This is a genomic window from Vibrio sp. EJY3 (assembly GCF_000241385.1).
Classification (GTDB): Bacteria; Pseudomonadota; Gammaproteobacteria; order Enterobacterales; family Vibrionaceae; genus Vibrio; species Vibrio natriegens.
This window is the reverse complement of sequence record NC_016613.1, coordinates 960,813-973,193: the sequence shown is the minus strand read 5'-3', so window position 1 is coordinate 973,193 and position 12,381 is coordinate 960,813. Positions and strand designations below refer to the sequence as shown.

General features: G+C 45.4%; 12 protein-coding genes. 4 read left to right on the top strand and 8 right to left on the bottom strand.

All coding sequences use genetic code 11. The features are described 5' to 3' along the window. Positions 1-3: 3 nt before the first annotated feature. From menB to VEJY3_RS04435, 4 genes are read right to left on the bottom strand one after another with little or no spacing between them, the layout of a single operon-like run. Positions 4-870, bottom strand: a complete 867-nt coding sequence (gene menB / locus VEJY3_RS04450) for a 1,4-dihydroxy-2-naphthoyl-CoA synthase (protein ID WP_014231234.1) — start codon at positions 868-870, stop codon at positions 4-6. 26 nt (positions 871-896) lie between these two features. Further along, complete coding sequence (menH, locus tag VEJY3_RS04445; protein ID WP_014231233.1) at positions 897-1,691, bottom strand: 2-succinyl-6-hydroxy-2,4-cyclohexadiene-1-carboxylate synthase; 795 nt, start codon at positions 1,689-1,691, stop codon at positions 897-899. Next, a complete protein-coding gene (menD, locus tag VEJY3_RS04440; RefSeq protein ID WP_014231232.1) occupies positions 1,678-3,396 on the bottom strand; it encodes a 2-succinyl-5-enolpyruvyl-6-hydroxy-3-cyclohexene-1-carboxylic-acid synthase in 1,719 nt (572 codons plus the stop codon). The genes menH and menD overlap by 14 nt, the downstream gene beginning before the upstream one ends. Then, positions 3,393-4,700: an isochorismate synthase MenF gene (locus VEJY3_RS04435; protein ID WP_014231231.1), complete on the bottom strand. Its 1,308-nt coding sequence runs from the start codon at positions 4,698-4,700 to the stop codon at positions 3,393-3,395. The genes menD and VEJY3_RS04435 overlap by 4 nt, the downstream gene beginning before the upstream one ends. 217 nt (positions 4,701-4,917) lie before the next feature. Between VEJY3_RS04435 and VEJY3_RS04430 the strand changes: the two genes are divergently transcribed. The 3 genes from VEJY3_RS04430 to VEJY3_RS04420 all read left to right on the top strand — a co-directional run bounded on the left by VEJY3_RS04430 (position 4,918) and on the right by VEJY3_RS04420 (position 8,153). Then, positions 4,918-6,132 (top strand): pyridoxal phosphate-dependent aminotransferase, encoded by a 1,215-nt coding sequence (locus VEJY3_RS04430; protein WP_014231230.1) that lies wholly within the window; start codon positions 4,918-4,920, stop codon positions 6,130-6,132. 90 nt (positions 6,133-6,222) lie between these two features. After that, complete coding sequence (yfbR, locus tag VEJY3_RS04425; protein WP_014231229.1) at positions 6,223-6,807, top strand: 5'-deoxynucleotidase; 585 nt, start codon at positions 6,223-6,225, stop codon at positions 6,805-6,807. Positions 6,808-6,830: 23 nt separating this feature from the next. After that, entirely contained in the window at positions 6,831-8,153 is a 1,323-nt protein-coding gene (locus VEJY3_RS04420; protein ID WP_014231228.1) for an anti-phage deoxyguanosine triphosphatase, read from the top strand. Here the strand turns inward: VEJY3_RS04420 and VEJY3_RS04415 are convergent. Further along, positions 8,150-8,773, bottom strand: coding sequence for a tRNA-uridine aminocarboxypropyltransferase (locus VEJY3_RS04415; protein WP_014231227.1), 624 nt, complete (start codon positions 8,771-8,773; stop codon positions 8,150-8,152). The genes VEJY3_RS04420 and VEJY3_RS04415 overlap by 4 nt on opposite strands. Before the next feature lie 3 nt (positions 8,774-8,776). Between VEJY3_RS04415 and rrtA the strand changes: the two genes are divergently transcribed. Continuing rightward, positions 8,777-9,328: a rhombosortase gene (gene rrtA, locus VEJY3_RS04410; RefSeq protein ID WP_014231226.1), complete on the top strand. Its 552-nt coding sequence runs from the start codon at positions 8,777-8,779 to the stop codon at positions 9,326-9,328. Between the two features lie 82 nt (positions 9,329-9,410). Here the strand turns inward: rrtA and VEJY3_RS04405 are convergent, their stop codons facing one another. The 3 genes from VEJY3_RS04405 to VEJY3_RS04395 form a co-directional block, all read right to left on the bottom strand. Next, entirely contained in the window at positions 9,411-9,695 is a 285-nt protein-coding gene (locus VEJY3_RS04405) for a ComEA family DNA-binding protein (RefSeq protein ID WP_081469384.1), read from the bottom strand. Between the two features lie 187 nt (positions 9,696-9,882). Then, positions 9,883-11,742 (bottom strand): peptidylprolyl isomerase, encoded by a 1,860-nt coding sequence (gene ppiD, locus VEJY3_RS04400; RefSeq protein WP_014231224.1) that lies wholly within the window; start codon positions 11,740-11,742, stop codon positions 9,883-9,885. Between the two features lie 203 nt (positions 11,743-11,945). Continuing rightward, positions 11,946-12,218 carry an HU family DNA-binding protein gene (locus VEJY3_RS04395; protein ID WP_014231223.1) on the bottom strand — a complete coding sequence of 91 codons (273 nt, stop codon included), beginning with the start codon at positions 12,216-12,218 and terminating at the stop codon, positions 11,946-11,948. Positions 12,219-12,381: the final 163 nt, after the last annotated feature.

The following is a 12,381-nucleotide window of genomic DNA, read 5'->3' as shown; positions in this document are numbered from 1 at the left end:
GGATTAAGGGTTACGAGGGAATTTATCGAAGTCTGGTCGACGCTTCTCGTTAAAGGCGTTACGACCTTCCTGACCTTCATCGGTCATGTAGAACATCATGGTCGCGTTACCTGCCAGTTCTTGTAAGCCTGCCTGACCATCACAGTCAGCATTCAACGCCGCTTTCAGACAACGCAACGCCATTGGGCTGTGCTGAAGTACTTCACGACACCAGCGAACGGTTTCTTTCTCAAGATCTTCCAGTGGTACAACGGTATTCACTAAGCCCATATCTAATGCTTCTTGCGCATTGTAGAAGCGACACAGGAACCAGATCTCGCGTGCTTTTTTCTGGCCGACGATACGAGCCATGTAAGAGGCACCCCAACCGCCGTCAAACGAACCGACTTTAGGACCAGTCTGACCAAACTGCGCATTATCAGCTGCAATGGTTAAATCACACATCATGTGCAGAACATGACCACCACCTACAGCCCAGCCAGCAACAGAAGCAATGACTGGTTTTGGACAAGTACGGATGTCACGTTGGAAGTCCAGAACATTCAAATGGTGGGTGCCCTGATCATCTTTGTAACCGCCGTAATCACCACGGATCTTCTGGTCACCACCAGAACAGAACGCATCTTCACCCAAACCGGTTAAAATAATCACACCAACTGCAGAGTCATAACGTGCGTCTGCTAATGCATCAATCATCTCTTTCACTGTTTGAGGGCGGAACGCATTACGCACTTGTGGACGCGCGATGGTTATTTTCGCGATGCCATCTACAGACTTGTGATAATGGATATCATCGTATTTTTCGCTGCAATCTTTCCATTCAACCGGAGCGTAAAGTTCTTCTTCAGAAATGCCTACTGTTTTTGCCATGGTGATTCCCATTGTTATCGTTACTCTCACTTTAAGTGAGATTGAATTATTTGCTTTATATACATCGCAAATTGTTTGGGTTGCTCTTGATGGACGTTGTGTCCGGCTCCCTCAATTTGTCGATACATCAACCCGCTATTTGCTGCCAGTTGACAGAATTTTTTATCTTTCGCACCACAAAGGTAATAAACCGGTACTGGTTGCGCTTGTAATGCTGGTAACAGATACGACTGTGTTGCCAGCGATGTCGCACGTAACATCTTCGCGACAGCATCGCCAAGATTAGCACTACGCTTTGCAATCAATGTTTGTCTTTGCTCATGGTTTAGTGAAGAAAACACCGTTTGCTGATACCAATCGCTCAAAACGTGTTCAATAGGTTCGATTTCAAAGCGCGACGCCCAGCGATAGTCGTTTTCAAACCTCGCTCGTTTCTCTGACTCTGTTTGAAGCCCGAAGTTTCCCCCCTCAATAAACGCGGCGCAAATATTGAGATCTGGAAAGCAGTTCTTGGCTAATCCATGCATGGTAATTCGGCCACCCATGGAGTAACCAATCAAAACAAGCGGTTGGTGAGAAGAAAATAATAAAGATAGTGTGGAATTAAGGGATTTGCAGCAATCATCTAAATCGGAGCAACAGGTAGCCTGGCTAGCCCCATGGCCGGGTAGGTCTATGGTCACCCGTTCAAACTCGGTCAACTCATCGATACAGGTTTGCCAATCCTCCCCACTTCCTAACAAGCCATGCAAAAACACCAAAGTAGGGAGTTTGACGCTTTGGTGTTTTCCAGTTGCCGTAAAGTATTTAGAACTTAGCATGCAGGTTTTTATTAAATATTTTAATCAGTTCCACCGCTTGGCTAGGTGGTGTTTGTACTTCTACTACCAGTGTGCCTTGTCCATGCTCAAAGTGATCGGAGACCAGTGCCTGATACTGTTCTAACGTTTTGGGCTGTTGGTAACTCAAGCCAAATTGTTTTGCCGCATGTTCAAACTGATAACCATGAGGCATTTGGTAATAGGTCTGGCGATGTTCCTGTGGCACAGGGAGCATATCAAATATGGCACCGCCGTCATTATTGGTAATAACGATAACAGCAGGCCGCTTCGAATGAGTAAACAGCGACAGAGAGTTAAGATCGTACAACGCGGATGTATCACCAATATAAACCAGTAATGGATTGTCACGAGAGCGCTGTACGCCAGATGCCGTAGCCAGAATTCCATCAATACCAGAAGCGCCACGATTAGAAAACACCTCACTTTTGCCCAGACGACCAAACATATCGACTAAACGGACGAACAGGCTATTGCCAAGAAAGACGTCTACGTTTTTCGCTCTTTCTTCGATATCAACCGCCACGGCAACTTCATTTAAGTCGAAGGTCGATGCACTTAAAAACGAGTGTCTAATGTGCTGGCTGATTTGCTCAACGTCTGCTTTTAGCTGGCTTGCCCATCCAGACTCAATTGAATTGACAGCAGAGACACGTTCCACCCAACTTTTTGGCGATTCAACCCAATGCAGTTGCGGCAGATGGCTTTGGTTATTTCGGCCTGGGCGCTGGGAAATATACCAATATTCAGTTTCTCGCTCTGCAACTCCCCGGGTAACCTGAGTTTCAATCCAATGATTCAGACGTTTGGAGATAATGCGGCTGCCGAACTGGACTATCAGATCACACAATTCAAGCTGCTGTACCAGATTCGGCAAGGTCAACCATAAATCGTAGTGTCCCCACTCAGAGCTGACACCACTTTGTGGATCAGCCAATACCGGCCAACCCATCTTTTGAGCAAATGAAAGCGCAGCTTCGGACTCTTCCAAAGGCAAGCTACCAATGATCACAACACCTTTTTTCTGGTCCAAACAAGGGATGTCGCTGACTGCGAGAGACGAAAAACGCTGAGTGTAAGTACGGCGGCTCTCCCTCCAAGCGGTGACAGAGCTGAGATAGTGCTGATATTCGCGTTTAGAGCCTGTGGAATATAGAGGCTCAGGGAAAGCACAATTAATATGTACAGCGCTCCCCTCCAGCTGCTGTGTAAACATCACTTCATCAACGGATGTAAGCAACCAGTTAAGCGGCGTAGTTTCTGTCGGACTTGGCAGATTCAAGCTCGCAGACACATGTTGAGAAAAAATGCCCAATTGATTGATGGCTTGATTCGCTCCACAGCCAACCAGTTCTACCGGACGATCTGCGGTTAACAGCACCAGCTTCTCACCGGTTAATTTTGCTTCCGCAATCGCTGGTAGTAAGTTCGCGACAGCAGTACCCGAAGTCACAATGACCGCTACCGGACTTTGACTGGCTTTCGCTAAGCCCAACGCCATAAAGCCTAATCCACGCTCATCAAAATGGGTATGAATCGTAAAATTAGGATTATCGGCGGCTTCTAGCGTTAACGGTGTTGAACGTGAACCAGGCGCGATGCATACATGCTCAACACCAAATCGATTCAGCTCTATCAACAGTGTTTCAGACCAAATACGATTTAGTACGGCTTGATCATGACTCATGATGCCACTCCAAGTGGCGGGTGCTCAGAGATGAGCGTTAACAACGTTGACATTTTCTTATCCAGTTCAGCCCATTCATGCTCGGCAACCGAGCCAGGTACGATCCCTGCCCCGGCAAACAACTGAACTTGATCACCAAGTACCAAAGCACTTCTTATAGCGACACAAAACTCCGCACGTTCGTGACTAATGTACCCCATAGAACCTGCGTACCAACCTCGAGCAAACGGCTCATTTTCAAGGATGAACTGCATAGACTCTTGACGAGGTAAACCAGCAACGGCCGCAGTAGGCTGTAATGCAGAAAGCAGCTGCACACCATTTATGCCAGCTTTGAGGCTTGCGTGGATATTACGTTTGAGATGCTGCACTTTTCTCAGTCGCACCAATCGGGGCTCCGTTTCCACCTCGACTGATTCAGAGTGAGGGGATAAACGCTCAACAATATCATCCACAACATACTGATTTTCTTTCAGGTTTTTAAGGTCTTGCGATAGCCAGTTAGCCAGTTCCATATCATGGGTCGCATTATCCCCACGACCAATGGTTCCAGCTAAAGCTTCAGTATGAAGTTCATGCCCCACCCGCACATAGAGACGCTCTGGGGTAGAGCCCATAAAGCTGTGCTTACGATCCAAACTGAACAGAAAATGGAAGCTATGATGATTTTGGCTGGCACTTGCTTTGAGCAATTGTGCTGCACTCAACTCTCTATCGAGGTGAAGCGTGGAACGACGTGCCAGAACAACCTTTTTGAAGTCATCATTTTCAATACCATTCAGTACTTTGTCTACCAGGTCTCCCCACTCAGGCTGAGTCGGAGTATGCTCTATTAACCGTATGTGAGTAGAAATTGGCGTTAAGGCTGCGACATCACAAGCCAGCTTGTGTAATCCAGCTAATGTACGTGATGTATCTTCAGCAACATTAACCGCTAAAGACCATTGCTCATCAAAGCGAATCAGTTCTATTTGCGGCAAAAAGAAAAACGAGGTCATGCAGCGACGGTTTTTCTCATGCTGGCCGTCAAAAGAGCGCCCGCCCCAAACTCGCTGGCCCTCTCCCAGAATCGTATAGGCTGAACCAGGGTCGACAAAAGAATGCAATTGTCCTAGTGCGACAACTTCTTCACGAGTATCACGGGATTGCCAATAAAACTTGGGAAAAAGTGGTTGCGCATCAAGCCAATCAATCAATGAAAAGTGTGGTTTCTCGCCAAGAGGCTCGACCAAACGCATTGGATTGCCTTGTATTTTCTGAACTCGCTTGATAATTCTTTGTACGGCTTGATGGAACTGTGACAAATCAACCTCGTAGTATGTGAGGATAAAGGGTAACTTATGGCTACTCTAAGTTTAGACCTAAAGCAAATCAAGGCTGTATGCGATCTTTTGCAAACTCGTAGAACAGCAAAGGTGCAAAACAAAGACTATAAACAGATAATTTACAGATATATATTCTATTAAAATACAAATTATTGTATTTTAATAAAGAAATTAACGAATTTTTAGGAATTAAACAATGCAAAATATCGGGATGTCGTCAAAACTCGATAATGTCTGCTACGACATTAGGGGTCCTGTACTCAAACATGCTAAGCGCATGGAGGAAGAAGGGCATAAAATCCTAAAGCTAAACATTGGTAACCCCGCCCCATTTGGTTTTGACGCCCCTGATGAGATTTTAGTCGATGTAATCCGAAATCTGCCAACTTCTCAAGGTTACTGCGATTCCAAAGGGATCTATTCAGCTCGTAAAGCCGTGGTTCAGCATTATCAGCGTAAAGGCATTCGCTCTCTAGACGTAGAAGATGTCTATGTAGGCAATGGTGTATCAGAATTGATCATGATGTCGATGCAGGCGCTGTTAAACAATGGTGACGAGCTGCTTATTCCTGCCCCAGATTACCCATTGTGGACTGCTTCTGTGGCACTATCGGGTGGTAAACCGGTTCACTATATTTGTGATGAGGAATCAGACTGGTATCCAGATTTAGAAGATATCAAGAGTAAAATCACGCCGAAAACTCGCGGCATCGTTTTAATCAACCCGAACAACCCAACGGGTGCGGTTTACAGCCGTGATTTCCTACTTGAATTCATTGAAATTGCACGTCAGCACAATCTGATTATTTTTGCAGACGAAATCTACGATAAAGTTCTTTACGACGGTGCGACACACACCTCTGTTGCGACACTGACTGAAGACGTGCTCGTGATGACGTTCAACGGCCTGTCAAAAGCATACCGTGTATGTGGCTTCCGCGGTGGCTGGATGTTCCTTACAGGGCCGAAGCACCTCGCACCTGGCTATATAAAAGGCCTGGAGCTGCTCTCATCAATGCGTTTGTGTGCAAACGTGCCAATGCAGCACGCGATCCAAACCGCACTGGGTGGATACCAGAGTATCAATGAACTGATTTTGCCTGGTGGTCGCCTGCTCGAGCAGCGTAATCGCGCTTATGAGCTGATCACGCAAATCCCGGGAGTATCGTGCGTTAAGCCGAAAGGCGCTATGTATCTGTTCCCGAAAATTGATACCAAGATGTACAACATCAAAAACGATCAGCAAATGGTGTTGGACTTCCTGAAACAAGAAAAAGTGCTTTTGGTTCAGGGCACCGGCTTTAACTGGCCAAAACCGGATCACTTCCGTATCGTGACACTCCCACATGTCGAAGATCTTGAAACCGCAATCGGACGATTCGAACGCTTCTTAACGACTTATAGCCAGTAATGAATCACTGGTAGTAATTAGTACTGATCTCTCATATGCTTAGAGGAACTCCTAGTGAGTTCCTTTTTTACACCAGAAACGGAGAAAGCTATGAAAGAGAGCCATTTTTTCGCCCACTTGGCAAGAATGAAGCTGATCCAACGCTGGCCTTTGATGCGCTCTGTATCACCAGAAAACGTTTCGGAGCATAGCTTACAAGTCGCTTTTGTTGCCCATGCCCTCGCGTTAATCAAAAACAAGAAGTTCGGCGGCGCTCTGAACCCTGAACGTATTGCCCTTCTCGCGATGTATCACGATTCAAGTGAAGTGCTTACTGGTGATTTACCAACGCCTGTTAAGTACTACAATCCAGAAATCGCGAAAGAGTATAAAAAGATTGAAGCCGCTGCAGAGCAAAAGCTTCTGTCTATGCTTCCAGAAGAGTTTCATGAAGACTTTGCCCCATTTCTTCTTTCTCACTCTGCACACGAAGAAGACGCAAAAATTGTCAAACAAGCGGATTCTATTTGTGCCTATTTGAAATGCTTAGAGGAATTGAGTGCAGGTAACCACGAGTTTGCTTTAGCGAAAAAGAGACTTGAAGTGACATTGCAAGAGCGTCACACACCAGAAATGGATTACTTTCTGACTACCTTTGCACCAAGCTTTGAGTTGTCACTGGATGAAATCAGTTAAGGTCTTAGTCAAAGGAGATATTCGTGTCATTTGAATTGCACTCACAATGGCAACAACGCCATGACGATGAACATAAGATCCGTCGAGATGACCACAGAAGCCCGTACCAACGTGACAGAGCCCGAATCCTGCACTCTGCCGCATTCCGTCGCCTGCAGGCCAAAACCCAGGTGCACGGTAACAGTCTAGAAGACTTTCACCGCACCCGGTTAACCCATTCACTTGAAGCGGCTCAGCTGGGAACGGGAATCGTTGCTCAGCTTAAAAAGAAACAAGCGGAATTTCGAAATCTATTACCATCAGATAGCCTAATAGATTCGCTCTGTCTGGCGCATGACATCGGTCATCCTCCATACGGACATGGTGGTGAAATCGCGCTAAATTACATGATGCGAGAACATGGTGGCTTTGAGGGTAATGCTCAAACCTTTCGTATCGTGACCAAGCTAGAGCCGTATACAGAACACTTTGGCATGAACTTGTCGCGCCGAACTCTGCTTGGCCTAATAAAGTACCCCGCCCTAATAAGCCAGACTCGCTCAACCGTTTTACCTGCTCCAGCAGAACACCAACGAAAACTGAAAGCGCACGAATGGTACCCAGCGAAAGGAATATACGACTGCGACAAAGCGCTGTTCGACTGGGTTTTAGAGCCTCTTACAGACAATGATAAAGCTCAGCTTAGCCAAATGCGCAATGAGCCAGAATCCGACTTGGAACACAGCAAAACGCGCTTTAAATCGCTTGATTGCTCCATCATGGAGTTAGCCGATGATATCGCCTATGGCGTTCATGACTTAGAAGATGCGATTGTTCTTGGCATGGTAACGCCCCATCAATGGCAAGAAGGCGCGGCCAGCCAGTTAGCCGACTGTGGTGACCCGTGGTTTGAGGCACATATCGAGTCCATTGGGCAAATGCTGTTCAGCGGTAAACACCATGAACGAAAAGACGCGATTGGCGGTATGGTCAATGCGTTGCTGACCAGCATTTCAATTAAACCAGTAGATGTCGCCTTCACTAGTCCGCTTCTCGCCTGGAATGCTTGTTTAGAGCCGCAAACAGCAAAAGCCCTGGATGTTTTGAAACACTTCGTTAGCCAGTACGTCATCCAGGTTCCACAAGTGCAAATTGTGGAGTACAAAGGTCAACAAATCATCATGGATATCTTTGAAGCGCTGACGGCCGCGCCTGAACGTTTACTTCCGATACACACCAAAGAGCTTTGGGGTCAGGCTGGCACTGAAAGTGACAAAATGAGGGTCATTGCTGACTATATTTCAGCTATGACCGACAGCCATGCGCAGAAACTGCATCGACAATTATTCTCGTCGATCGTGCTTTAGTCGTTACTGTCCTTCAGATAATTCTTTTCAAAAACGCCCGGAGGCATCTGGGCGATTTGAAACTCAATCATCTTTTCAAACACATTCAGCAGAGGCGTAAAGTTCTGTTGAGGTTCAAGTATGCTTAGTGCATAAAAGCCCGCTTCTACCGTCGATAAACTGTTCTGAGAAGGTGCTTTTCGAATCGTATACCCGCCTTGAAGGTTTGCAGGTAACTTCACCGTTGGTAAATCATGTAGGTTGGAAGAAAGCTGCCACATCTTGTACGCTTTCTTCCAGGTTCCATCCAACAGGATAAGACGAATTTTCTTGTTGTTTATACGCTTCTCTTCTTCAACTTCAGACAGGCATACGGATTGCTCCGATGGGTAGAGAATCAAATGCTCATAATCGCCATCCGCCAGTAAGTTGTTTAGGGTTTCATCCTGAGAAAAATCTTCCCCGATCAAACAAGTACAGTTGTCTAAGCTTAATTTTAGAATCCGTGCCGTACCAAGTGGCCGATGCTCTTCACTACTATGTTGAAGAATGATAAGTTCGACTTCGCTTTCTAGCGGTACAATCCAAGAGCAAATACAAGCTTTGCGCGATTTTCCACACTGAGAACAATAACGAGACATAGAGTGAACCTTTATACTTTGCTGACTATCATCAGCGTTATCTGCGTAGCACTGCAATTTGAACCAATGGCGAGCCTGAGCGAGTGGCACGCCTATAATATTCGCCACGGTGAATGGTGGCGAATCGTAACAGGAAATTTAACTCATACCAACTTTGCTCATTTAGGCATGAACCTGGCCGGACTATGGATTATTAGCTTTGTTTTCCGCCCGAGTACAAAAAACTTCCTCATTGTCTTTCTACTGCTGTGTACTTTCGTCGGTGCTTTTAATTTGTTCACCAACATGAAAGTCTATGTGGGACTTTCTGGTGCGCTGCATGGCCTGTTTGGCTTTTGGGCGTTAAGAGAGGTGTTCGAAGCCAGAAGAAGCAGCTTATTACTCGTTGGCGGTTTGATAGCTAAAGTGGTTTGGGAACAGCTTTACGGCCCATCAACAAGCACAGCAGCAATGATTGGTGCACGCGTCGCAATTGATGCCCACCTATTTGGGACGATTGGCGGTCTGGGTATGGCACTGCTGGAAAAAGGCAGTCGTCGCCGTTTGTTTGGGTAAAAAAAACCGAGCCAAGAAAAACTTGGCTCGAAAAACAGTAACCGGATACTAAACTCAATAACACAATGAACAAAAGCCGTGGCTAGAGGATGATGCGACCTTCGTTTTTCTTCAAAGTAGCATCTCCGATTCCCTTAACATTCCCCAGGTCACTCACTGTTTTAAATGGGCCATGCTCTGTACGATAATCGACAATATCTTGCGCTTTCTTGTCACCAATCCCTTTAAGCATTGTTGCAATCTCTTCTGCTGTCGCTGAATTGATGTTTACGGTAATTTCAATTCCTTCATATTTATCCGCTGTTGTATCTACTGCCAACCCAAACGGTGCAAATACACATAACAATAAAGTTAAAACCCATTTCATATTAAACATATGCTCTCCCTATTAGTTGACATATAAATTTCAACGATGGTCTCAGTATTGTTGCTGGTAAAAACATCGGAACTAATTTAGGTAAAGCTCGCTATTCATTGAAGTTTGTTGAGCAGAAAATAAAACGGGCCGCTTGCGCGACCCGTTTTAGTTAACATGCAAATTACATTATTAATGCTTAGTTGCTCACAACAAAGTATTCGATGTCGGTATTCGCTCGTAGTACTGCCAGTACAGAAGACAGATCTTGTTGCGAAGATGAACGTTCCATCTGCATCGCTACTTGATCCTCTAGGGCACTGTCTAGCTCAGAGTTAACCGCATCCAGCTCAATAACAACAACGTTGCCTTCTAGATCTTTCGATTGAGCGTATACAGGCTTACCTTCAACTGGTTTCGCCATAGCAAATACAGTCTGTGCAAACGGAGAGCGACGATCGACTGTTTCTTTCTCGCCGAACGCTAAGTTATTTTCAGCAAGAACTTCCGTTTTGCCTTCTTTCAGATCCGCGACAACTTTTGTACCAAGCTCTAGTGCACCCTGCTCACCTTTCACTCGTGAAAGTTCAGTAACCACTTGGTCTTTCACTTCGTCAAGAGGAAGAACCGTCTCAGGGCGAGCCTCTTCAACACGCACAACCACAATGTGTTCAGGTGCCACTTCGATCGCTTCAGAGTTAAGGCCGTCTTCTTTAACTTCCGGGCTTAGGATAGCTTGTATCACAGCTGGGTTACGAAGTACTTCTGGTGCATCCGCTTGAGAAACAAAGCCAGTCGTTTTCACTTCTTGATCTACCGCTTTCGATGCGTCGTCCAATGAATCTGGGTATTCAAAGGCAACACGTTCAAGCTCATTTTGTAGCTCATAGAATTTATCAACCGCTTTCTGATCAACCAGTTCTTGTTTGATTTCAGCAGCTACATCAGCAAATGGTTTTGCAACTGAATCTTTTAGCTCTTCAAGCTTGATAATGTGGTAACCGAAATCAGACTTCACTAGCTCTGACACATCGCCAACGTTCTCAAGTGCGAAAGCCGCTTCCTCAAACGCCGGGTCCATTACATCACGCTCAATCCAACCTAAGTCACCACCAATTTCAGCGCTGCCAAAGTCATCAGATTTTTCTTCTGCAAGTGTTGCGAACTCAGCACCGTTATTTAACTCATCCAAAATCGCTTGAGCTTTCGCTTCATCATCACCTTCTACCAGGATATGAGCGACACGACGCTGCTCTTCTGAAGAGTATTTATCAAGGTGCTCGTCGTAGTACTTTTGCACTTCTTCATCAGATACTTCGATCTGTGTTTTCAGTGCTTCAGCAGACAGTTCAATGTAAGCCACTTTAGCTTGCTCTGGGCGAGTAAAGTTATCTTGGTTTGCTTTGTAGTAGTCTTGAATTTCTTCATCGGTTAGTTCTACGTTTTTCGCAAACTCTTCGAAATCGATAGCAACAGTACGGATATCACGAGTTTGAGTGAAAAGCTCACCTTGAACTTGTACTTCACCAGGAAGAGTGAACTCACTGGTTTGTAGAGCATTAAGCAGCTGCTCACGAACGAGCTCACGACGCATGTATTCAGCAAAAGTATCTGGAGAGAAACCGGCGCGACGTAAAGACGCTTGGTAGATTTCCTGATCGAATTGGCCGTTTGACTGGAACTGAGGCATTTCCAGAATCATGCTACGAACCTGCTCATCGCTGATTCGAAGACCAAGTGCTTCTGCTTGCTGATCAAGCAACACATCATTGATCATACGATCAAGAACCGATTTGCGGAAAGATTCAACGTATGCCGGATCTGCCAGCATTTGAGAGAAGTAGTCACCCAATTGAGCTTGCATGCGGTTACGCTCATTTTGGTAAGCCATCTCGAACTCGCCACGAGGGATATCCGTGTTACCAACTTTCGCTGCTGCGTTGTTAGTGCCACCAACAATGTAGCTACCTACACCTGCGAATACGAAAGACAGGATGATAAGCCCAAGGATAATTTTGACCGCGATGCTATTCACGCCTTCGCGTAGTCGATCCATCATAATTTAATTGCTCTCCACAATTGAAGCCTACTGCTTCTATCTAATAGAAATAATGCCGCAATAGTACCAGAAAAAGAAATGCGCATCAGTATGATGCGCATAATTTAAGAAAGTTCGGCCCGAAGATTGTAAATTTTTGTTCGAAACGAATTGTTTGAGCAAAAGTTATTCAAATAGCCTTTATAGAGTCAAAGCCCTATGAATTAGTTCACTGAATCTTTTAGTGCTTTACCAGCTTTGAATGAAGGCACTTTTGCTTCTGCGATTTGGATTTCTTCACCAGTTTTTGGATTACGACCAGTACGTGCAGCGCGAGTACGAACGCTGAAAGTACCGAAACCAACTAGAGCAACTTGGTCACCTGTTTGAAGCGTACCGCTTACTGCTTCAATGAATGCATCTAGTGCACGACCTGCTGACGCTTTAGAAATATCTGCATTTTCTGCGATTTGTTCAACTAACTGAGTTTTATTCACTGTAATTTCCCCTTTGTGCCATCTGTGATTATTTTTGTGATGACTTTTCGTTCCATAATTAATAAATATGCTTCAACCCTTATACATAAAGGGCTGAGAGCTATCAAAACTAACTTAGCGCCCAAAAAAAACGCTGACAAGCCTTTTTAGGCTTATCAGCGCA